The sequence below is a fragment of the Bradyrhizobium sp. UFLA06-06 genome (assembly GCF_054820065.1).
Window position 1 is genome coordinate 36451 of record NZ_JADFUD010000046.1, and the last position, 21459, is coordinate 57909.

Here is a 21459-nt window from a genome sequence, read left to right on the forward strand (position 1 = left end):
CAGTATTTGCCGACCTTCGGCATGTAGTTTCGCATGATCTTGTAACGCCCCTTGGGCATCACGGGGATCTGCGCGCGCGACCAGGACGGCGTCATGCCGAGGCCGAGGAAGCCGATGCCGAGCGGGGTTGCGATCTCCCGCACCTGCGCCAGATGCGCCATCAATTCCGACTGCGTCTGATGCACGGTTTCGACCGGCGCGCCCGACAGTTCGAACTGCCCGCCCGGCTCGAGCGAAATCGCGCCGCCGCCGGTGACGTCATAAAGGCCGATGATGTTGCCGCGCTCCATGATCGGCTCCCAGCCGAGCAAGAGCTTCATGCCCTCGAGCAGCGCGCCGATGCCCTTGGCGCCTTCATAGGGCACGGGCTGATGGCCCTCGAGCGTGAACGGAGTCTTCTCGTGCTCGGTGCCGATCCGGAATTCGGACTCAGGCTTCACGCCGGCTTCAAGCCACGCCACGAGTTCGTCGCGCGACTGCAGCGGCGTCATGTCGATCTGGTCACGCGCCATAGATAATCCAACTCAAGGGCGCTTCGATCGAAGGCGCGCGGTGGCAGGGACATCCGCGAGCCACAACGGCTGCGGATGATGGAATCAGCAATATCATCGGGCCGGCACGCCGTCTCGCGCAGGCGCAGCCTTGCTATCAGCCTTGGTCTCGTTCTTGACGTCGCCTTTGGCGTCGCCGCAAGCGCAGCCGAGCCGGTCGAGCAGACCGCACAGCCTGGTCGCGTCGGCGTCGGACAATTTGGAGCCGACATGCTTGTCGATCGCGGCGGAATAGGCGTTCCACATCTTCTTCTGCAGCTCGCGTCCAGCCTCGGTGATCTCGACGAACTGGCCGCGCTTGTCGATCTTGCATTCGCGCCGGGCGGCGAGCCCCTCGTCGACCAGCTTGTCGATCAGCCGCGAGGTCGAATATTGCGGGATCAGCATCTGGCGCTCGAGCTCGACCGGGCGCAGTTCGCCCGACGGCGCGCGGGACAGCTCCAGCAAGGCGTCATACCAGGCGAGCGGCGGAAAACCGGCCTTCTTCAAATCCTGCTCGACGCAGTCCAGCACCCGGCTCGGCACCCGCATCAGGCGGATCCAGGCGGCCGTCGCCTCGCTCGATAGCTTGCGTTTCATGGTCTAGCCCAAAAGGTCCCGGAACCGAGTGTACCGCACTGAATGCATCTGCATCAATCTTGACTATTTCATGCAGGCGCATGTAGGCAATCCCTCTCCGGACGCCAAGAACAAGGGAAGGAATACCCCTATGAAGCTTTATTACACCCCCGGTGCCTGCTCCCTCTCCCCCCATATCGCCCTGCTCGAGGCCGGGCTCCCCTACGACCTGGTCAAGGTCGACCTGCGCGCCAAGAAGCTCGAAAACGGCGACGATTTCCTCCAGGTGAACCCTAAGGGCCAGGTGCCGGCGCTGGCGCTGGATACCGGCGAGATGGTCACCGAGGGCCCGATCATCATCCAGATGATCGCCGACAAGGCCGCCGACAAGAAGCTGGCGCCGGCGAGGGACTCCAACGAGCGCTACAAGCTGCTCTAATGGCTGAACTACACCACGACCGAGCTGCACAAGAATCTCGGCCCGATGTTCTCGCCCGTGCTCGCCGACGACGCCAAGGCCTTCTTCAAGGACCGCGCCATGGGCAAGTTCAAATATGTCGAGAGCCAGCTCGCCGGACGCGACTATCTGATGGGCAACCAGTTCACGGTCGCCGACGGCTACCTCTTCACCATGATCATGTGGGCGCAGGACCGGCTCGGCTTCGATCTCTCCGGCCTGCCGAACGTGACCGCCTACAAGGCCCGGGTTGCGGCGCGCCCGAAGGTGCAGGAGGCGCTGAAGAAGGAAGGCCTGCTCAAGGCGGCCTGAGCTCGCTCACCACGACCGCGATAGAGCCGGGTCGATCGATCCGGCTCTTTTTTGTTGTGGATTCGCCGATCCCCTTGCTCGACACCGGAGGCGGAAAGTCTCAATTTAACCTGCATTATAGCGATTAATACTAAGTCGGTGTAGTTCCGGCTGAGGGCGTGGCCGTCCTTGTTCGAGCGATCCAACTGACCGACTATGACCTGCGGCGCCCTCCGCTCCAACTGGTCTAAAAATGTGACGATCGCCTTTACCCTTTTATTGACCAGCACCCTGGTTGGGCTGGCAACCAGTTTGTACTTTCGGGTTTGGACATTGATGCTGGAGTCGCCGCTGATCGCGGTGCTCGCGGCGATCGTGCTCCAATCCGACGGCTTTTCCTTTGCCACCGGCGCTCCGATCGTCGTCGCCTGCCTCGCCTTCAACCAGTTCGCCTATCTCGCCGGCGCCTTGCTCTCGCCGGGGACCGACGGCTCAATGGCTGAAGAAATTGACGGCCTGCCAGACCGCCGCGGCGAGCACAATATCCGCGGCCAGAACGAGTAGCGCGAGGCCGGTCCATGACGGGCCCTTGCCCCGCAAACGCAGCGGCTTCCACCGCCGCGACGGCGGCAACGAAGGCAACGGATCCTTCGCCACGACCTCCGCGGCATTTTCCCTGAGCGCAGAACTCATCGCACGACACCCTCACGCTGATCGTCGCCTCGGCGATCGACCAGCAAGAGTGATGCCAGCAGCGTGGTGCCAGTGGGGAACGAGCGTGGCGGGACTTTGACGGGCATGACCGTCGCACAACAGGATCAAGTCGGATCGATGACTGTACTTCAGGTCGCAGCAGCGGACTCTACATCACCTCGCCCCGCGTGCGGGGAGAGGTCGGATTGCATCGACAGATGCAATCCGGGTGAGGGGGAGTCGCCGCGAACTCGCTGCATCTAACTCGCGGAGATGGCCCCTCACTCCACCCCTCTAAGAGCGAGCTTCGCTCGTCTCGACCCCGTAAGAACGGGGAGAGGGAGCGGAGAGACCTCGCCATCTCATCGCGATCTTGAAAGGCGGCGACTTTACGCCGCCTGTTTCTTCGGCGGGAAGCGGCCGTAGAAGGTTTCGCCCTTGGCGGCCATCTCCTCGAGCAGCTTCGGCGGCGTGAAGCGCGAGCCGTACTTCTTCTCGAAGCTGTGGCAGAGCGCGACGAAGTTCCTGGTGCCCATGAAGTCGATGTAGGACAGCGCACCGCCGGTGAACGGCGCGAAGCCGAAGCCGAGGATCGAGCCGACATCGGCCTCGCGCACGTCGGTGATGACGTGATCCTCGACGGTGCGCGCGGCCTCCACCGCCTGCACCACCAGGAAGCGCTGCTTCAATTCCTCGACGCTGAGCGTGTCGGGATCGAGCTGCTTCGGCTGCAGATTGGCGAGCCCCGGCCACAGGCTCTTCTGGCCCTTGCCCTTCTCGGGATAGTCGTAGAAGCCCTTGCCGTTCTTGCGGCCGAAGCGGCCCTGCTTCTCGACCATCTCGACCATCAGCTTCTTCTGCGCCTGGTCGATCGCGTTGGGGCCGAGATCGGCCTCGGTCGCCTTGGTGATCTTCAGACCAAGATCGAGCGCGACCTCGTCCTGCAGCGACAGCGGCCCGACCGGCATGCCGGCCATCTTGGCGGTGTTCTCGATCATCGCCGGCGGCACGCCTTCGAGCAGCATCTCGTTGCCCTCGGAGATGTAACGCATCACGCAGCGGTTGGCGAAGAAGCCCCTGCTGTCGTTGACGACGATGGGCGTCTTGCCGATCGCGCGCACATAGTCGAGTGCGGTCGCCAGCGCGACGTCGCCGGTGTTCTTGCCGAGGATGATCTCGACCAGCATCATCTTCTCGACCGGCGAGAAGAAGTGGATGCCGATGAACTTGCCCTGGTCCTTGAACTCCTCGGCCAGCGAATTGATCGGCAGCGTCGAGGTGTTGGAGGCGAAGATGGCGCCCGGCTTGAGCAGCGGCTGCGCCTTGGCATAGGTGTCAGCCTTGACCTTGCGGTCCTCGAACACGGCCTCGATAACGAGGTCGCAGTCTGCGATCACGTTGTAGTCGGCCGTTGTCGAAATCCGCGCCAGGATGGCGTCGGCCGCGTCCTGCTTCATCCGCCCCTTGGCGATCAGGCCGTCGACCACGGCCTTGGCGTGGCCCTTGCCCTTGTCGGCGCTCTCCTGGTCGCGATCGACCAGCACGACGTCGATGCCGGCCTGCGCCGAGACATAGCCGACGCTGGCGCCCATGAAGCCGGCGCCGATCACGGCGAGCTTCCTGACCTTGGTCGGCGGCACGCCCGCCGGGCGGCGCGCCCCCTTGTTCAATTCCTGCATCGACAGGAACAGCGAGCGGATCATCGCCGCGGCTTCCTTCGAGCGCAGCACCTTGGTGAAGTAGCGTGACTCGACCCGCAGCGCGGCGTCGATCGGCAGCTGCAGGCCCTCATAAACGCAGCTCATGATGGCGCGCGCGGCCGGATAATTGTCGTAGGTTTCGCGGCGGTAAATCGCGTTGCCGGCCGGGAACATCTGCATGCCCATCTTGGAGAAGACGGGGCCGCCGGGCAGCTTGAAGCCCTTCTCGTCCCACGGCGCGACGGCCTTGCCGCCGCCCTTGATCCAGTCCTTGGCGGCCTTGATCAGGTCTGCGGCAGGCACGACGGCGTGAATCAGGTTGAGCGCCTTGGCGCGGGTCAGGTTGACCGCCTCACCCTTGAGCAGCAATTGCATCGCGTCCGCCGGCTGCACAAGACGCGGCACGCGCTGGGTGCCGCCGGCGCCGGGGAACAGGCCGACCTTGATCTCGGGCAGGCCGAGCCGGGTCTTCGGGTTCTCGGCCGCGACGCGGTAGTGGCAGGCCAGCGTGATCTCGAAGCCACCGCCGAGCGCAAGCCCGTTGATCGCGGCGACCCACGGCTTGCCCGAGGTCTCGATCGCGCGGAACGACTGCGACATCTGGCGGCTCTGCTCGAACAGCATCTGGTTCGCGGCTTCCTCGCCCTTCTCCTTGAAGAGCTGCGCGTAGCTGCGGTTCATGCCCTCGAGCATCGAGAGGTCGGCGCCGGCGCAGAACGCCTCCTTGGCCGAGGTGATCACGACGCCCTTGATCGCGGCATCGCCGGTCGTCTGCTTGATGATCTCGTCGATCTCCTGGGTCGAGACCTCGTCGAACACGTTCATCGAACGATTAGGGATGTCCCAGGTGACGAGCGCAATGCCGTCGGCGTCGACGTCGAACTTGAAATTCTTGTAAGCCATGTTGCTCGCTCCCTCGCCTCAGACCCGCTCGATGATGGTGGCGGTGCCCATGCCGCCGCCGATGCACAGCGTCACCAGGGCGGTTTCCTTGTTGGTGCGCTCGAGCTCGTCGAGCACGGTGCCGAGGATCATCGCGCCGGTCGCCCCTAACGGATGGCCGAGCGCGATCGCGCCGCCATTGACGTTGATCTTGGCGTTGTCGATGTCGAACGCCTGGATGTAGCGCAGAACCACCGAGGCGAAGGCCTCGTTGAGCTCGAACAGGTCGATGTCCGACTTCTTCATGCCGGAGCGCTCGAACAGCTTTTCGGTGACGTCGACCGGGCCGGTCAGCATCATCGCGGGCTCCGAGCCGATATTGGCGAAGGCGCGGATTTTCGCCCGCGGCTTCAACCCGTGCTTGGCGCCCGCCTCCTTGCTGCCGAGCAGCACGGCGCCGGCGCCGTCGACGATGCCGGAGGAATTGCCGGCGTGATGCACGTAATTGACCTTCTCGACCTCGGGATGCGACTGGATCGCCACCGCGTCGAAGCCGGCCATCGCCGCCATCGCCGCAAATGACGGCTGCAGCTGCGCCAGCGACTGCATCGTCGTTGTGGGGCGCATGTGCTCGTCCTTGGCGAGAATGGTCAGGCCATTGACGTCCTTGACCGGCACCACCGACTTGCCGAAGCGGCCCTCGTCCCAGGCCTTGGCCGCGCGCTGTTGGCTCTGCACCGCATAGGCGTCGACGTCGTCGCGCGAGAAACCGTATTTGGTCGCGATCAGGTCGGCCGAGATGCCCTGCGGCATGAAATAGGCCGGCACCGCCATCGAGGGATCCATCGGCCAGGCGCCGCCGGAGGCGCCGATGCCGACGCGGCTCATCGATTCCGCGCCGCCACCGATCACGAGCTCATGCTGGCCGCTCATGATCTGGGCTGCGGCGAAGTTCACGGCATCGAGGCCGGAGGCGCAGAAGCGGCTGATCTGCACGCCCGGCACCTTCTCGCCGAGGCCGGCGTTCAGCGCCGCGAAACGGGCGATGTCGGAGCCGGCCTCGCCGACCGGATCGACCACGCCGAGCACGACGTCGTCGACGGAATCCTCGGGAAGATTGTTGCGCTCCTTGAGCGACTTCAGCGGCACCGTGGCGAGCGCCAGCGCGGTGACCTCGTGCAGCGCGCCGTCGGCCTTGCCGCGGCCGCGCGGGGTACGAACGTGATCGTAGATGTATGCCTCAGGCATGACGCCCTCCTTGATATGAGGATCATAATATATACGGAAGAACCCGCCGCCGCAGCGGTGCGGCGGCAATTTTTCAAGGCTTTCTTGTTTGACGCGTTTTCTTCACGCGAACCGGTCTCCACTTCGCTGGAAAACGCTTCAGAACGCTTCTGCGGCCAGTTCCATCGTGGTGGCGCTGCCGCTCTGGATCCGGGCCAGATGCACGGCGGTCTCCGGCAGCAGCTTCTCCATGAAGAAGCGCCCGGTCACGAGCTTGGTGTTGAGGTACGGCGTGGTGCCGGCGGCGGCCTTGTCCTGCGCCACCTTGGCCATCTTCGCCCACATATAGCCGAGCGCGACGAGGCCGAACAATTTCATGTAGTCGGTCGCGGCAGCGCCGGCATTGTCGGGCTTGGTCAGCGCGTTCTGCATCAGCCAGCCGGTGGCCTGCTGCAGATGGCCGAGCGCGGTGGAGAGCGGCGTGATGAACGGCTTCATCGCCTCGTCGGCCCCATGCTCCTTGGCGAAAGCGCCGACCTCTCCGAAAAACGCCATCGCGGCGCGGCCGCCGTCGCGCGGCAGCTTGCGGCCGACCAGGTCGAGTGCCTGGATGCCGTTGGCGCCCTCATAGATCATCGCGATGCGCGCATCGCGCACGAACTGCTCCATGCCGTGCTCGGCGATGTAGCCGTGGCCGCCGAACATCTGCTGCGCCGAGACCGTGTTGGCAAACCCGGTGTCGGTCAACACGCCCTTCAGCACCGGCGTCATCAGGCCCATGTGATCGTCCGCGGCCTGGCGATCCCCGGCGTCGTTGGAGCGGTGCGCGACGTCGCTCTTCAGCGCGGTCCATACCACCATGGCGCGCGCCGCCTCGTTGAAGGCGCGGATGGTGAGCAGCGTGCGGCGCACGTCGGGATGCACGATGATCGGATCGGCCGGCTTCTCGGGCTCCTTCACGCCGGTCAGCGAGCGGCCCTGCAGGCGCTCGCGCGCATAGGCGACCGCGTTCTGATAGGCGACCTCGGACTGCGCGAGGCCCTGCACGGCGACGCCGAGGCGAGCCTCGTTCATCATCACGAACATGCCCTGCATGCCCTTGTTCTCTTCGCCGATCAGCCAGCCGGTGGCGTTGTCGTAGTTCATCACACAGGTGGAATTGCCGTGGATGCCCATCTTGTGCTCGATCGAGCCGCAGCTGACGCCGTTGCGCGCCCCGAGCGAGCCGTCGGCATTGACCAGCACCTTCGGCACGACGAACAGCGAGACGCCCTTGATGCCGGCCGGCGCGCCTTCGATGCGCGCCAGCACGAGATGGATGATGTTCTCAGTGAGGTCGTGCTCGCCGGCGGAGATGAAGATCTTGGTGCCCGTGATCCTGAAGCTGCCGTCGGCCTGGCGCACCGCCTTGGTGCGGAGCAGGCCGAGATCGGTGCCGCACTGCGGCTCGGTCAGGTTCATGGTGCCGGTCCACTGGCCGGCGACCATCTTCGGCACATAGGTCTGCTTCTGCTCGGGGGTGCCGTGCACCAGCAGCGCCGCGGTCGCGCCCATGGTCAGCCCGCCATACATCGAGAACGCCATGTTGGCGGAGATCTGGAATTCGTTGACCGCCTGGGAGAGCGTCACCGGTAGGCCCTGGCCGCCAAATTCCGTCGGCGCCGACAGGCCGAGCCAGCCGCCTTCCGCGACCTGCTTGAAGGCGTCCTTGAAACCCTTCGGCGTGGTGACGCTGCCGTCGTCACTGCGCTTGCAGCCTTCGAGATCGCCTGTGCGATTGAGCGGCTGCAGCACCTCTTCGCTGAGCTTGGCGGCCTCGCCGAGGATCGCCTCGCGCACATCGGCCGACGCATCGGTGAAGCCGGGAAGATTGCCGTAGCGGTCGATCTGGAAAACGTCGTTGAGCAGGAAGCTGACGTCTTCGACGGGGGCTTTGTAGGTTGGCATGCTGGTCTCCCGGCTGGCACGTGGCCGCATGTGCGACGGACGCTGCGCAGCGTGTCCTTGGGTTTGTTGGAGCGGACCTTATCCGGTTCCGGAGGTCCGCGGCAGATGCTATCGCGACTGTGATTGCGACGTTGCGCCGCTTTGCTTCATCAACTCCTCGCCCATCATCCGATGCAGCAGGTTGATCGCCTTGAGCGGACGCACCATCACCTTGAAATGCGTGATCCGGCCGTCACCATCGAACGTGATGATGTCGACGCCGTTGAGCTTGATGCCGTCGATCTCGTTCTCGAATTCGAGCACCGCGCCGGTGTCATTGCGCCACTCGCCGAGATACTTGAAGGTCAGGCCGCCGAGCACCTTGGCGGCGCTGGTGAGATATTTGAAGGTGATGTCGCGGCCGCGCTGCGGTGTGTGCACGACCGGGCTTTCGAACACCGCGTCGGGATGCAGCAGATCCCACAATGCGGCGGTGTCGTGGGACTTCATGTAGGCGTACCACTTGTCGAGGCCCGGCTTGCTCATTCGGACGTCTCCTGCGGCGGGGTTTAAGAAAAGCCTGAACCACCGGCGCGCGCGACAGAGCGGCACGCCGATCACCATATGCATATTGACGCATATGCACAGTAACGCATAAAGTCAAGCGAACTTCAGAATGGCCTTTTGGGGAACTGAGATGGAGGTGGGCGTTGGCACTCGGTGACGCAATCCTCGCATGCCTCACGGAACGTCCGATGACGGGCTATGAGCTCGCCAAGACGTTCGACGCCTCGATCGGCTTCTTCTGGAAGGCCGACCACCAGCAGATCTACCGCGAGCTCTCGCGGCTGCGCGACAAGGGCCACGTCCAGGGCCGCGAGGTGGTGCAGTCGGGCAAGCCCAACAAGCTGGTCTACACGCTGACGGCCGAGGGCCGCGCGGCGCTGAAGCACTGGGCGGCGCGACCGAGCGTTCCGCCCTCGATCAAGGATGACCTCTTGGTCCGGCTCTATGCGCTCGACTGCGTCGACATCGAGCCGCTGCGCACCGACCTGATGGCGCGGCTGGAGCATCACCGCGACCGCTATGAGCGCTACGAGCGCCTGCTCAACAAGCGCTTTCCGGACGGCACCGCGCCGCCGGCCGACGTCGGCAAGATGCTCAGCCTGCGCCTCGGGATGCGCCATGAGCGCATGGTGGTGGAGTGGTGCGAGGAGGCGCTCGACGCGCTGTCGGCGATGTCCGGCCGCGGCAATGTGCTGCCGCTCGACGACGGCAAGCGCGAGAGCAACGGCTAGAAACAAATCTCCAACCTCCCCTTGAAAAGGGGAGGTCGCTTTGCTCGAAGAGCAAAGCGGGTGGGGATCATCTCTCTCCACACGCAGCAGTGTGTGCGGCAAACCCCATCCCGACCTTCCCCCTTTCAGGGGGAAGGAGAAGTTCGGCGGCAACGCAAGTCGCTGTCGCTGTCCTGATCCGGCGCAACAGGTTCCCGGATTCCCTAACTTTAGAGCCCGTCGGCCGCATTCCTTAACCCGTTATTTACCGTGACGGGAAAAAGTCAGCAGCTGAGGCAGACGCCCAGCGCAGAATTCGATTGTCTCTTAACGGGAATGCGCGGGGAGGCTGCGGGCGCAGGGTGTAGCGCCGGAGTCGGGACCGGACGGAATCATGAATTCGCGCGTATCGTGGAGTGTTGACGGCATCGATCCCTCCGTCCGCGAAAGGGCCGAGGCGGCTGCGCGCCGCGCCGGCATGTCGCTCAACGACTGGCTCAACTCCACCGTCGGCGAACCGAGCCCGCCGGATTGGCGCATGGAGCAGCGGCAGCCGATGCCGAGCCGGGAAAGCCGCGAGGTCGCCGATATCCACCAGCGGCTCGACGCCATCACCCGCCAGATCGAACAAATTGCAAAGCCGGTGACGCGCGCCGAAGCGGTGCGCGCCGAAGTGCCGCGCGGCCAGCCCGCCGTCGCGCGACAGCTGAACGACGCGATTTCGCGCCTCGATGCCCGGCTGTCGCAAATTTCGCGGCCGCAGCCGGCGCGCGAGCCGCAGCCGATGCGTGAATCGCAGATGCAACGTGAATCGCAGATGCATGACCGGCAACTGGAGGAGCGGCTGCGCCAGGCGGAAGCGGTCGAGCGCGCCGCAGCCCAGGTCTATCGCCCCTCGCCGCCGCTGAGCCCGGCCTCGTTCGATTCCGCCATCGCGGAAATCGCAGCGCGCCAGAACGAGCTCGATGTATCAGCACAACGGCAAATGCCGCCGCGCGGCGCGCCGCCGATGGCCGCCTATGCGCCGCCGCCGCCGGCCGGGCCCGACTTCTCCTCGCTCGAGCGTCATCTGCTCAAGATCACGAGCCAGATCGAGGCGCTGCAGCGGCCCGACCATATTGAGCAATCGATCGCGGCCTTCCGCGGCGAGCTTGCGGAAATCCGCCAGGCGATCACCGAGGCGATGCCGCGCCGGGCGATCGAGTCGATCGAGAACGAGATCCGCTCGCTGCATCACCGGATCGACGAGATCCGCCAGGAGGGCCGCAACGGCCAGGGCCAGGCGATCGCCGGCATCGAACGCGCGCTGTCGGAAATCCGCGAGGCGCTGCGCACGCTGACGCCCGCCGAGCAGCTCACCGGCTACGACGAGGCGATCCGCAATCTCGGCGCCAAGCTCGACATGATCCTGCGCGCCAACGACGATCCGTCGACGGTGCATCAGCTCGAGAGCGCGATCGCGGCGCTGCGCGCCATCGTCTCCAACGTCGCCTCCAACGACGCGCTGCTCCAGCTCTCCGGGGACGTGCATGCGCTGGCCGCGAAGGTCGACCAGCTGTCGCAGATGTCCCGCGCCGAGCCCCATGGCGATGCCTTCGCCGGGATCGAGCAGCGCATTGCCGCATTGGCCTCGACGCTGGAGGCCCGCGAGCGGCCGGCCGGCTATGACAACACCGACGCCATCGAAGGCGCGCTGCGCTCGCTGTCGGAGCGGATCGACCGCCTGCAGGTCGGCAACGACAGTTCGTCGGCATTCACCCATCTCGAGCAGCGCGTCTCCTATCTGCTCGAGCGCCTGGAGTCCGCCGACCAGCGCTCCGGCAATCTCGGCCGGGTCGAGGAAGGGCTGCATGACATCATGCGGCACCTCGAGGCGCAGCACGCCCACATCGCCTCGCTCGCCGACGCCGCCCGCAACGTCAGCTCCTCGCCGCAGCCGATGATGGACAGCGGCATCGTCGACATGGTGAAGCGCGAGCTGTCCGACATCCGCTTCAGCCAGTCGGAGACCGACCGCCGCACCCAGGATTCGCTGGAGACCGTTCACAACACGCTCGGCCATGTCGTCGATCGTCTCGCGATGATCGAGAACGATCTGCGTACGGTGCGCACCGCGCCGCCGCCTGCTCCCGCGCCGGGCGAGTCGCGGATGGAAGCTCCGCGGATGGAGATGCCGCGCGCGGCGATGTCGCAGCCGATCGCGCAGCCCAAAGCTGAAGCGTACAAGCCTGAATCGTACAGGCCCGAATTGCCCAATCCTGCGCTGGCGCAGGAGCACTTCATGTCCGCGCCGCGCGAATTCCATGCCGCGCAGCCGGTCGAGAGCGCGCCACCGCCGCCGCTGCCGCCGCGCGCGATCAGCGAGATCCTCGAGCCGCATGCGGCGTCCGCACGCGCCGCGATCGCGCCGGAACTGCCGCCGGATCATCCGCTCGAACCGGGCACGCGCCCCTCCGGCCGCGTCGCTTCGCCGTCGGAGCGGATCGCGGATTCCGAGCGCGCGATCAGCGATCTTCCCGCCGGCAAGAAGGAGCCGGTCTCGACATCGAGCTTCATCGCCGCCGCGCGCCGCGCCGCGCAGGCCGCTGCCGCGCAACCCGTCAACGAGAAGGCGGCGCGCGCCGCGAGCAAGGCTGCAGCCAAGGCCAAGGAGAAGGCCGACAAGGCCGCGAAGGCGGCTGCCGCCAAGGCCGGCGCGCCGGCGACCGGCGCGCCGGAGGCGCAGCCTTCGACCATCACCTCCAAGATCCGTTCGCTGCTGGTCGGCGCGAGCGTGGTCGTGATCCTGCTCTCGACCGCCAAGATGGCGATGAACCTGCTCGACACCAGCTCCGCGCCGCAGATGCCGGCGATCGAGCACAGCGAGCCGGCCACGCCGCCCATGCAGCCGCCTGCCGAGAATTCCGCAGCCCCCGCACCGGCTGCACCGTCCGGCGTACCCGGGTCGTCAGTGCCCGGACCGTCGATGACCTCGCCGACCCCGCTCGGCCGCCAGTCCAACAACACTCCGGCGCCGAACACGCTCGACAGCGCGCAGGTGACGATCCCACCGGCAACCGGACCCGCCGCCGCGCCTGAGCCGGCCGTAGCGCCAACGGCCGCCGCCAATGACGTCACCGGCACGATTCCGACCGCACCGCCGCTCGGCGGCAAGCTCGCCATGGTCCAGATCCCGGCGGGCGAGAAGCTGCCCGATGCAATCGGCGGTCCGGCGCTGCGCACCGCCGCGATCAAGGGCGATGCTGCCGCGGCCTATGAAGTCGGCGTCCGCTTTGCCGAGGGCAAGGGCGTGACCGCCAATGTCGACGAAGCCGCCAAATGGTATGGCCGCGCGGCGCAGGCCGGCGTGGTGCCCGCGATGTTCCGGCTCGGCACCTTCTACGAGAAGGGCCTCAGCGTGAAGCGCGACTTCGATGTGGCGCGACGTTACTACGTGCAGGCCGCCGAGCGCGGCAACGCCAAGGCGATGCACAATCTCGCCGTGCTCGACGCCGATGGCGGCGGCAAGGGCGCCGACTACAAGAGCGCAGCGCAGTGGTTCCGCAAGGCGGCCGATCGCGGCGTTGCCGACAGCCAGGTCAATCTCGGCATCCTCTATGCCCGCGGTATCGGTGTCGAACAGAACCTCGCCGAGTCCTTCAAGTGGTTCAGCCTCGCGGCCGCGCAGGGCGACGCCGACGCCGGCCACAAGCGCGACGATATTGCCAAGCGGCTCGACCCGCAGTCGCTGGCCGCCGCGAAGCTGGCGATCCAGACCTTCACCGCCGAGCCGCAGCCGAGCGATGCGGTCAACGTGCCGGCCCCCGCCGGCGGCTGGGACGGCGCTGCCGGGCAGCCCGCCGCGGCGAAGCCGGTCAAGCAACCCTCAAAGCGGACAGCGGCGCTCGCCGCTCCGGCTCGCTAGGTTCGAGACGGCTGCGGCGCCTTGACGGCGCCGCTGTCCTATACCTCCGGCCTTCCGCCGTGTAGACAGGCGCGCAGTTCCGCGCCATCGGCGCACGCGTTCCGGAGGGTCAGGCTTGTCTGTCGACGATCGCCAGGATGATGGAACGGGCCACCGTTCCTCGCCGACCGGTCCCCGCGTTGCGCCGCCGCGGCAGGCGCCGTCTCCATTTGCCCGGCGCCCCTCGGCCTCGCCTCCGCCGACGCCGCAAGGGAACGCGGCATCGCCGCCCCGTGCGTTCCGGTTCTCGCTCTGGTCCATCATCATCTTCGTGCTGCTGTTGTCGAGCGTCGCCATCCAGGCTTACCGGGACCTGTCGACGCCGGGCGCCTGGGACTTCTGGCGCGAGACCTACATCGCGGCCAGCATGACGTCGGCCGTGATTCCCGACGTCGACATCGACGGATCGGGCCGCGGCCGGCGGGCGCTTGCGATCAGCGGCAAGATCGGCTCGGCCAGCGCGAGCTGGTTCCGCGACCGGCTCAGCGAGGCGCGTCTCGCACCGGGCGACGTCGTGCTGCTGTCGTCGCCGGGCGGCGCGCTGAACCAGGCCGCCATCATGGGCGAGGTCATCCGCACGCGCGGGCTGGTCACCGCGGTCGCCACCGCCGGCGCCTCGGGCAAGCTCCGCCCCGCGTCCTGCGCCAGCGCTTGCGTCCTGGTCTATGCCGGCGGCCAGACCCGCTATGGCATCGCGGGCTCGCGGCTCGGCGTGCATCGCTTCACGACGAGCACGCCCGTCAGCGATCCCCTCGCCGAGGCCCAACGCATCCAGGGCATGGTGCTGGGCTACATGACCAAGATGGGCGTCTCTTCCGGGATCGTCGAGGCGATGTCGCAAACCTCCGATATCCGCTGGCTGAACCCGAAGGAAGCGCTCGCGCTGAACCTGATCACCAAGCCGGTCGATCGGCCGTGAGGCGACACGGGCATCATTAATCTGAATCATCAACCACGTCCGCAGACGGCGGCCGAGTGCGGCGAAAAATGCCCCCGGGAGCGGATTCTTTAGTCCCTCCCCCCGCCGATTTCAGTTATGCAAGAACGCGGCAATCGACCCGCGTTCGCCTGCGTCTTGCGCGCCGACCGGATTCGTTCAGCCGGAGAATGCCCGACCAGAACGACATCACGCCGTGATGCGGCCTTGCGCCGATCGCGCGGCGAACCGACAAGAAGCGACGCGCGTGCAGCTCTACCTCCCGATCGCCGACATTCCGGTCAATGTCTTCCTCATCCTGGCGATGGGCGCGGCGGTTGGATTCGTCTCCGGCATGTTCGGCATCGGCGGCGGCTTCCTGATGACGCCGCTGCTGATCTTCGTCGGCATCGCGCCCGCGGTCGCGGTCGCCTCCGTCGCCAGCCACATCGCGGCCTCCTCATTCTCCGGTGCCATTTCCTATTGGCGCAGACGCGCGATCGACCCGCTGCTGGCGGCGGTGCTGCTGGTCGGAGGCACGCTCGGCACTACGCTCGGGGTGTGGACCTTCACCTTCCTGCGCTCGCTCGGCCAGCTCGACCTGATGATCGCGCTGTCCTACGTCATCCTGCTGACGACGGTCGGCGGGCTGATGTTCTGGGAAGGCCTGCGCGCGATGCTGCGCGCTCGCGGCGGCCGCCCCGTCACCCTGCGCAAGCCCGGCAGCCATGGCTGGATCCACGGCCTGCCGCTGAAGCTGCGCTTCAAGCGCTCCAAGATCTACCTCTCCGTCATCCCGATCGTCGTGGTCGGGCTCGCAATCGGCTTCATCGGCGCGGTGATGGGAATCGGCGGCGGCTTCATCCTGGTGCCGCTGATGATCTATGTGCTGCGGGTGCCGACCTCGACCGTGATCGGCACCTCGATGGTGCTCACCCTCGTCACCATGGTGTTCGCGACCATGCTGCACGCCGTGACCAACCATCTGGTCGACGCCGTGCTGGCCCTGATCCTGATGGTCGGCGGCGTCACCGGCGCGCAGTTCGGCGCCCGCGCCGGCCAGAAGATCCGCGGCGAGCATCTGCGCCTGCTGCTCGGCCTGCTCGTGCTCGCGGTCGGCATCCGCTTTGCGGTGGAGCTGGTGATCCGGCCGCAGGACCTGTTCAGCATCCGCGAAACCGGCGGAGCCCCGCCATGAGGCTGCGCGCGGCGCTCGCGATCATCGGCCTCGCCGCCGCCAGCCTGGCGGCCGCGCCCGCTCATGCCGAGCGGCTGATCGTGTCGGTCTCCAACCACCGCGTCACGGTGACGCCGAACTATTCCGGCGGCGAGCTCGTGCTGTTCGGCTCGGTCGAGAAGGACGACAAGACGCCGTCAAGCCGCGCGAACTACGATCTCGTCGTCACGGTGTCCGGCCCGCGCGCCGACATGGTCACGCGGCGCAAGGAGCGCAAATTCGGGATCTGGATCAACACCGACTCGCGCCAGTTCCTGCAGGTGCCGGGCTATCTCGCGTTGTTCTCGAATCGCCCGTTCGATCAGATCGCCTCGCCCGAGGTGCAGCGGCGGCAGCAGCTCGGGCTCAACAACGTGCTGCTGATGCAACGGGTCGGGCCCGACTATGCCGACGTGGTGCCGAACGACCCGTTCCGCAGCGCCTTCGTCCGGCTGCGCTCCGAGCACGGGCTGTACCGTGAGGCGACCTCGGCGGTGACCTTCCTGACCCCGACCCTGTTCCGCACCGGCATTCCGCTGCCTGCGGAGGTGCCGATCGGCACCTATAATGTCGAGATCAAGCTGTTTTCCGACGGCGCGCTGGTGACCAAGGCCGAGACCGCGTTCGAGATCGTCAAGGTCGGCTTCGAGCAATTCGTCGCCACCACGGCGCGGCAGAACGGCTTTGTCTACGGCCTGATCACCGCGTTCATGGCGCTGATGACCGGCTGGATGGCCTCGATCGTGTTCCGCAAGGATTGATTTAGCCAGTCCTGCTTTGCAACGCGCTTTCGAACGCGTCGCCGAGGATCGCGAGGCCAAGGTCGATCTCGTCGTCGCTGATCGTCAGCGGCGGGGCGATGCGGAACACGCTGCCCATGCCGGGCAACTGAACGATGTTGGTGCTCAGTCCAAGCTGCATGCAGCGCTGGGAGACACGCGTTCCAAGCGCTTCGTCAGGCTCCTTGCTGTAACGGTCGCGCACGATCTCGATGCCCTGCATCAGCCCCCTGCCGCGCACGTCGCCGATGCATTCGAACCGGTTCTGAAGTGCGAGCAGCCCATCCCTCAGCCGCGCGCCCGCTATCCTGGCGCGCTCGACCAATCTGTCGCGAAGGATGATCTCGATGACCTTTAGCCCGACCGCGGCCGGCATCGGGTCCGATACATGCGTCGTGTAGAACAGGAAACCACGTTCATGACACCGCTCTTCGATCTCGGCGGAGGTGATGACCGCGGCCAGAGGCAGGCCGGCACCGAGCGTCTTCGACAAGGTCAGGATGTCAGGCACGGCCCCGTCGCGCTCGAACGCGAACATGGCGCCGGTTCTGCCGAGGCCGGTCTGTGCTTCGTCGACGATCAGCAGCATGCCGCGTGCCCGGCAGAGCTCTTTCAGCTCGGCAAGGTAGCCTTCAGGCAGGTCGATCAGCCCGCCGGAGCTGAGGATCGGCTCGGCGATCATGCAGGCGAGCGAGCCGGTCGATTGGCGATCAATCAGATCGAAGGCGTAGGCCAACTCGGCCCGCCAATCGGCCGCGTTGCCGAAGCGCGGGCGATAGGGGTTCGGCGTCGGGATCGCGAGCGAGCCGACCGGCGCGGGACCATAGCCCTTGCGGCCGGCCGAATAGGTCGTTGCGGCCGCACCAGAGGTCATTCCGTGCCAGGACTGCGCGAACGCGACGGTCTCGAAGCCGCCGGTGGCGAGCTTGGCCATCTTGATTGCCGCCTCGTTCGACTCGCCGCCGGTGCTGAGCAGCATGACGCGATCAAGCCCCGGCGGCAGCAGGCCCGCGAGCTTTTCGGCCAGCGCGACGACCGGGCGCGTCAGCATGCCACTGAAGAGATGGTCGAGCCGTTCGGCATGCTCGCCGATGGTCTGGACGATCTCCGGGTGACCGTGACCAAGCACGGCGCTCATCTGCCCGGACGTGAAATCCAGGATGGCTCGACCATCGGCGTCATAGACGAAGGACCCGGAGGCGCGCTCGATGATGACGGGAGCGAACGTCCCGCCATAGCGAATGAGGTGCCGCCGCGCGCGATCCCAAAAGGATTTGTCGTCATTTCCGGCCATGCCCGCTCCTTGCTGCTCGGTCGCAGCGATCAAGAACCCTCGCACCACATCTTATGCGCGCGCGAGGGCAATGACATTGCGATTTGAGATGCATTTCATCCCCTCTTCTGCAATCAATTGCGCAAAAGATGGAAAATGCGAAAGAAATGGGAACCGCGATCGTGATTGACGAGATCGACCGAAAAATCCTCGACGTGCTGCAGGTCGAGGGGCGCATCACGAATCTCGAGCTGGCCGAACGAATCGGCCTCTCGTCTGCCCCTTGCATGCGCCGCGTCCGCACCCTCGAAGAGGCCGGCGTCATCAATTCCTATGTGGCGCTGGTGGACCCAACGCGGGTTGGACTCGGGTTCGACGTGATCGTCGAGGTCCGTCTCAAGCAACAGAACAGGGAATCCTTCGCGCGCTTCGAGAGGAAGGTGATCGACCTTCCGGAGGTCGTCGAATGTTGCATGATTGCCGGCGATTGGGATTACTCGCTACGGATCGTGTCCTCGGACCTCGCGCGCTATCAATCCTTCATCCTCGACCGCCTCATGCATCCGGACACCGACATCGCGAGCTACCGCACGACGATCATCCTGCGAAAGGTCAAATCGACGACCAAGATCGATAGCTCGCTGTTCGGCGAGGGTTGAGGAGTTCGAACAAGCTACGCCAAGAGGCCGATCCCCATCGCAATCACGCTGAGCGCCATCGCGCCGGTCGAGAGCCAGCCGAGCCAGTACAGCCAGCCGCCGACCACGAAGCGGTCCATGACGTCCCGGCGGCGGGCCATGAACATCAGCAGCACCATCACGGGCACCGCGAGCACGCCGTTGACGACCGCGCTCCAGTACAACGCCGCGATCGGATCGATCGGCGTGAAGTTGAGCGCGATGCCGATGCCGCCCGACAGCGCCAGCACCGAATAGAACGCGATCGCCTCCTTCGGCCTGCGCGTCAGCCCAACCGGCCATCGTCGGCCCTCGCCGACCGCATAGGCCGTCGCACCCGCGAGCACCGGGATCGCCAATAGGCCGGTGCCGACGATGCCGAGCGCGAAGATCACCTCGGCAAACGACCCGGCGATCGGGCGCAGCGCCTCGGCGGCCTGCGCCGAGGTCTGGATGTCGGTCTTGCCGGTGGCATGCAGCGATGCGGCGGCGGTGACGATGATCGACAATGCGATCAGGTTCGAAAACGCCATGCCGGTGATAGTATCGGCACGGATGCGCGAGAATTCGTGCCGGGCGCCGTAATGCCGCTCGATCAGCGGATGCTTGGTGACATCGACCAGCTGCTCCTCCGCCTCCTGCGAGGCCTGCCAGAAGAACAGATAGGGCGAGATCGTGGTGCCGAGGATCGCAACGATGGTCGTGAAATGGTCCGCGCTCCAGCTGATGCGCGGCAGCAGCACGCCGGCCAGGGCCTCCATCCACGACACCTTGGCAAAGGCGAGCGCCGCGACATAGGCGAACAGGCTGAGCGTCAGCCATTTCAGGATCGCGACGTAGCGCCGGTAGTTCATGAATATCTGCGCGGCCACGGAGGTCACGCCGAACAGCACTACATAGAGAATGGCCGGACCGCCGATCAGAAGCTTTGCCGCATCGGCCATGGCCGAGAGGTCGGCCGCGATGTTGATGGTGTTGGCAATCGACAGCAGCGTCACCACGACGGCGAGCAGCCAGCCTGGATAATGCCTGCATACATTGCCCGCGATGCCGTGCCCGGTGACGCGGCCGACCCGCGCCGAAATCTCCTGGATCGCGCTCATCAGCGGAAACGTCAGCAGCATGGTCCAGCCAATGCCGTAGCCGAGTTGCGCGCCGGCCTGGCTGTAGGTGCCGATCCCCGAAGGGTCGTCGTCGGATGCGCCGGTGATCAGGCCGGGGCCGAGCGTCTTCAGGACGCGGTTGAAACTGAACGGCTGGCGCCGGGGCTTCGCCACCGGCGCATCGTCATGTTTGTCGTGTGGTGAGATTGTCCCTTGCCGCGTCATGTCCGGTTCCAGCCGTCTGACAACGAGCCGAATACCGGCAAGTTCCTGAGGCGAAACCTACGGCTCGATGACCGTGGCGACGCCGGGTTCGAGGATGCGCAGACGGCGGCCGAAGCCGAGCGTATCGAAGCTCGCGCGCAGGTCGCTCGCGCTCTGCCGGAAATGCGCCCAGCCGTCGGTATGAACCGGCACGATCACCGCGTCCCCAAAGGCGCGCGCGGTTTCGATCGCGTCATTGGTGTCCATGGTGAGATGAAAGGGGCCGCGGGTTTGCGCCGCGCCGGCGAACGGCAGCACCACGCCGCAATCGAAGCGCCGCGCGACCTCGGCGACCCCATCGAACCAGGTGGTGTCGCCGCTGACATAGACCGGACGGTCCGGTTTTGCCGGCTGCACGACGAAGCCGATGACGTCGCCGGACAACGGCTCGATCCCGGCCGGTCCGTGCCGCGCCGGCGTCGCGGTGATGGTGAGCGTCCGGCCGCCCTTCTGCAACTCGGTCGAGGCCCAGGGCGCAAAGCCCTCGGCCTTGCCGCCGAGCCGCCTGGCGCCGGCCTCCGTCGTCAGCACGCGCTTCGCGCTTTTAAGGAAATCCCGGCCGGAATGGTCGAGATTGTCGGAATGCTGGTCATGGCTCAGCAGCACCGCATCGATCGCGCCGACGTCCCGCGCGCCGAGCGCGGGACCCGTCAATTTCTCCAGTTTCACATGCGGCAGTTGATACTCGCCGGGCGCATCGAAGGTCGGATCGGTGAGCAGGCGGAACCCGTCGATCTCGATCAGGGCGGTGGGGCCTCCGATCAGCGTGATGGTAATGCTCACGTCATACTCCTGCTGGTGGGGGCCGCCGGGCGGGTCACCAGGTAAATGCCGAGCGCGACCGGAACGATCCCGACCAGGTCGCGAAATTCGACATGCTCGCCGAGCACGAGATAGGCGAACAGCATGCCGAGCGGCGGCATCAGGAAGTGATAGGCGCTTGCGGCGGTCGCGCCACACACTTTCAGGAGATGAAACCAGAGCAGATAGGCAAGGATCGAACCGCCGAGCACGAGGAAGGTGAAGGCGCCGGCGAGACGCATGCTGGGCACGATGTCGCCAAAGCTGGAGAGGGTGAAGGCGAACGGCATCACCGCTAGGCCGCCGGCGATGTTCTGGATGCCGTTGCCGATCCACAGGCTGCCCTTCGGTGCCAGCAGCTTGAACAGCACCGTGCCGGCCACGATCGAGGCGAGCGAGGCCAGCGTGAACAGGATGCCGTGCGGGCTATCCGATCCGACCGACATGCGATGCCAGACGATGAAGGCGACGCCGACGATGCCGAGCACGAGACCGATCACCTTGCGCAAGGTCATGCTCTCGCCGAGGAACAGCGCCGCCAGCATGGCGGTGAACACCGGATTGGCCGAGACGATCAGCGCGCCAAGCCCGGCGGAGACGGTCTTCAGGCCGGTATAGCCGAGGCCGAGATAGAGCGCGTTGTTGGCGACGCCGAGCACGGCAAACGCCGCCGCATCGCGCCAGGTGAGATCCCATTGGTCGCGGCGCAGCCAGGAGATGGCGAGGATCAGAACCCCGGCGAGCGAAAACCGCGCGGCGAGCAGGATCAGCGGCGGGCAATCGGTGACGCCGATCTTGCCGGCGACGAAGGCGTAGCTCCACAGCAGGCAGAACAGGGCAATCAGCAGCGGCAGGGTGTTGAAGCGGGCGCGCGGGGCGGCCATCGAGGTTGCGGCGGACATGGGCGAATTCTCCTTCCGCCATG

At 66.0% G+C, this 21459-nt stretch carries 17 protein-coding genes and 1 pseudogene; 8 read left to right on the forward strand and 10 right to left on the reverse strand.

The features are described 5' to 3' along the window. On the reverse strand, positions 1 to 512 hold a 512-nt coding region (locus IF803_RS30355; RefSeq protein ID WP_461194596.1), incomplete at its 3' end, for a glutamate-cysteine ligase family protein. Between the two features lie 93 nt (positions 513 to 605). Beyond that, on the reverse strand, positions 606 to 1130 hold the full coding sequence (locus IF803_RS30360; protein WP_028338998.1) for a MarR family winged helix-turn-helix transcriptional regulator: 525 nt from the start codon (positions 1128 to 1130) through the stop codon (positions 606 to 608). A gap of 130 nt (positions 1131 to 1260) precedes the next feature. Between IF803_RS30360 and gstA the strand changes: the two are divergent. After that, positions 1261 to 1878: pseudogene (gene gstA, locus IF803_RS30365) on the forward strand (glutathione transferase GstA). Positions 1879 to 2112: 234 nt separating this feature from the next. Then, positions 2113 to 2421 carry a hypothetical protein gene (locus tag IF803_RS30370; protein ID WP_244435780.1) on the forward strand — a complete coding sequence of 103 codons (309 nt, stop codon included), beginning with the start codon at positions 2113 to 2115 and terminating at the stop codon, positions 2419 to 2421. A gap of 518 nt (positions 2422 to 2939) precedes the next feature. On the opposite strand, the gene IF803_RS30375 is transcribed toward IF803_RS30370, so the two are convergent. The 4 genes from IF803_RS30375 to IF803_RS30390 all read right to left on the reverse strand — a co-directional run bounded on the left by IF803_RS30375 (position 2940) and on the right by IF803_RS30390 (position 8831). Next, the gene (locus IF803_RS30375) at positions 2940 to 5153 is read right to left on the reverse strand and encodes an FAD-dependent oxidoreductase (protein WP_461194598.1); all 2214 of its coding nucleotides are present in this window, start codon (positions 5151 to 5153) and stop codon (positions 2940 to 2942) included. Positions 5154 to 5171: 18 nt separating this feature from the next. After that, positions 5172 to 6380, reverse strand: a complete 1209-nt coding sequence (locus IF803_RS30380; RefSeq protein ID WP_283065077.1) for an acetyl-CoA C-acetyltransferase — start codon at positions 6378 to 6380, stop codon at positions 5172 to 5174. 138 nt (positions 6381 to 6518) lie between these two features. Beyond that, positions 6519 to 8306 carry an acyl-CoA dehydrogenase C-terminal domain-containing protein gene (locus IF803_RS30385; protein ID WP_461194599.1) on the reverse strand — a complete coding sequence of 596 codons (1788 nt, stop codon included), beginning with the start codon at positions 8304 to 8306 and terminating at the stop codon, positions 6519 to 6521. A 108-nt stretch (positions 8307 to 8414) separates the two neighbouring features. Further along, a complete protein-coding gene (locus tag IF803_RS30390; protein ID WP_461194600.1) occupies positions 8415 to 8831 on the reverse strand; it encodes a nuclear transport factor 2 family protein in 417 nt (138 codons plus the stop codon). A gap of 164 nt (positions 8832 to 8995) precedes the next feature. On the opposite strand from IF803_RS30390, the gene IF803_RS30395 reads away from it, so the two are divergent. The 5 genes from IF803_RS30395 to IF803_RS30415 all read left to right on the forward strand — a co-directional run bounded on the left by IF803_RS30395 (position 8996) and on the right by IF803_RS30415 (position 16398). Beyond that, on the forward strand, positions 8996 to 9583 hold the full coding sequence (locus tag IF803_RS30395) for a PadR family transcriptional regulator (RefSeq protein WP_026191938.1): 588 nt from the start codon (positions 8996 to 8998) through the stop codon (positions 9581 to 9583). A 373-nt stretch (positions 9584 to 9956) separates the two neighbouring features. After that, on the forward strand, positions 9957 to 13466 hold the full coding sequence (locus IF803_RS30400) for a hypothetical protein (protein WP_461194602.1): 3510 nt from the start codon (positions 9957 to 9959) through the stop codon (positions 13464 to 13466). Positions 13467 to 13581: 115 nt separating this feature from the next. Then, positions 13582 to 14424, forward strand: a complete 843-nt coding sequence (locus IF803_RS30405) for a COG3904 family protein (RefSeq protein ID WP_461194603.1) — start codon at positions 13582 to 13584, stop codon at positions 14422 to 14424. Positions 14425 to 14689: 265 nt separating this feature from the next. Beyond that, on the forward strand, positions 14690 to 15619 hold the full coding sequence (locus IF803_RS30410; protein ID WP_028339007.1) for a sulfite exporter TauE/SafE family protein: 930 nt from the start codon (positions 14690 to 14692) through the stop codon (positions 15617 to 15619). Then, a complete protein-coding gene (locus IF803_RS30415; RefSeq protein WP_461194605.1) occupies positions 15616 to 16398 on the forward strand; it encodes a TIGR02186 family protein in 783 nt (260 codons plus the stop codon). Before IF803_RS30410 ends, IF803_RS30415 begins: the two co-directional genes overlap by 4 nt. 1 nt (position 16399) lies before the next feature. Here IF803_RS30415 and IF803_RS30420 read toward each other — a convergent pair whose 3' ends face one another. After that, complete coding sequence (locus IF803_RS30420; protein ID WP_461194606.1) at positions 16400 to 17710, reverse strand: aspartate aminotransferase family protein; 1311 nt, start codon at positions 17708 to 17710, stop codon at positions 16400 to 16402. Between the two features lie 161 nt (positions 17711 to 17871). On the opposite strand from IF803_RS30420, the gene IF803_RS30425 reads away from it, so the two are divergent. After that, entirely contained in the window at positions 17872 to 18348 is a 477-nt protein-coding gene (locus IF803_RS30425; RefSeq protein WP_461194607.1) for an Lrp/AsnC family transcriptional regulator, read from the forward strand. A gap of 14 nt (positions 18349 to 18362) precedes the next feature. Here the strand turns inward: IF803_RS30425 and IF803_RS30430 are convergent, their stop codons facing one another. The 3 genes from IF803_RS30430 to IF803_RS30440 are packed head-to-tail and all read right to left on the reverse strand — an operon-like array spanning position 18363 to position 21436. Then, positions 18363 to 19694: an NRAMP family divalent metal transporter gene (locus tag IF803_RS30430; RefSeq protein ID WP_461194608.1), complete on the reverse strand. Its 1332-nt coding sequence runs from the start codon at positions 19692 to 19694 to the stop codon at positions 18363 to 18365. Between the two features lie 57 nt (positions 19695 to 19751). Continuing rightward, positions 19752 to 20516 (reverse strand): MBL fold metallo-hydrolase, encoded by a 765-nt coding sequence (locus IF803_RS30435; protein ID WP_461194610.1) that lies wholly within the window; start codon positions 20514 to 20516, stop codon positions 19752 to 19754. Further along, positions 20513 to 21436, reverse strand: a complete 924-nt coding sequence (locus IF803_RS30440; protein ID WP_461194611.1) for a DMT family transporter — start codon at positions 21434 to 21436, stop codon at positions 20513 to 20515. Before IF803_RS30440 ends, IF803_RS30435 begins: the two co-directional genes overlap by 4 nt. Between the last annotated feature and the right edge of the window lie 23 nt (positions 21437 to 21459).

Coding starts and splice junctions, on each gene's coding strand:
- IF803_RS30400 (WP_461194602.1), top strand. CDS start 9,957: ATGAATTCGCGCGTATCGTGGAGTGTTGACGGCATCGATCCCTCCGTC.
- IF803_RS30360 (WP_028338998.1), bottom strand. CDS start 1,130: ATGAAACGCAAGCTATCGAGCGAGGCGACGGCCGCCTGGATCCGCCTG.
- IF803_RS30440 (WP_461194611.1), bottom strand. CDS start 21,436: ATGTCCGCCGCAACCTCGATGGCCGCCCCGCGCGCCCGCTTCAACACC.
- IF803_RS30375 (WP_461194598.1), bottom strand. CDS start 5,153: ATGGCTTACAAGAATTTCAAGTTCGACGTCGACGCCGACGGCATTGCG.
- IF803_RS30380 (WP_283065077.1), bottom strand. CDS start 6,380: ATGCCTGAGGCATACATCTACGATCACGTTCGTACCCCGCGCGGCCGC.
- IF803_RS30390 (WP_461194600.1), bottom strand. CDS start 8,831: ATGAGCAAGCCGGGCCTCGACAAGTGGTACGCCTACATGAAGTCCCAC.
- IF803_RS30385 (WP_461194599.1), bottom strand. CDS start 8,306: ATGCCAACCTACAAAGCCCCCGTCGAAGACGTCAGCTTCCTGCTCAAC.
- IF803_RS30415 (WP_461194605.1), top strand. CDS start 15,616: ATGAGGCTGCGCGCGGCGCTCGCGATCATCGGCCTCGCCGCCGCCAGC.
- IF803_RS30420 (WP_461194606.1), bottom strand. CDS start 17,710: ATGGCCGGAAATGACGACAAATCCTTTTGGGATCGCGCGCGGCGGCAC.
- IF803_RS30430 (WP_461194608.1), bottom strand. CDS start 19,694: ATGACGCGGCAAGGGACAATCTCACCACACGACAAACATGACGATGCG.